Raw genomic sequence first — 303 nt, forward strand, 5'->3', positions numbered from 1 at the left:
CCTCACGCTCGTACTTTCATGCCGCGTCATGGTGGTCTCCTGCTGTTGCGCACGTGGCGCATGCCCTGGAGACCAGCGGACTGAGCTGTTTATTCCCGGCAACCAGCTTTTTTTGTTCAAGCCTGGCGTGATCGGTTTGTTGAGCGGCCTCACAGCACCTGCAGCGCAAGCCCCGCCAGCGCCGATCCGGCCAGCGTCGGCAGCATGCCCGCCTTCAGCCTGAATATGGCAACCATCGCCGCCGCCGACAGCAGCGCGGCGCGCCAGTCGAGCGAGGACAGGACCGGAACCTCGACGCCCCAG

1 pseudogene is annotated in these 303 nt (G+C 65.0%); it reads right to left on the reverse strand.

The annotated features are described in order from the left end of the window. Nucleotides 1-149 precede the first annotated feature (149 nt). A pseudogene (locus tag EN852_RS42970) lies at nucleotides 150-303 on the reverse strand (chromate transporter); the annotation flags it as partial.

This window comes from Mesorhizobium sp. M2E.F.Ca.ET.209.01.1.1 (assembly GCF_004010375.2).
Taxonomy (GTDB): Bacteria; Pseudomonadota; Alphaproteobacteria; order Rhizobiales; family Rhizobiaceae; genus Mesorhizobium.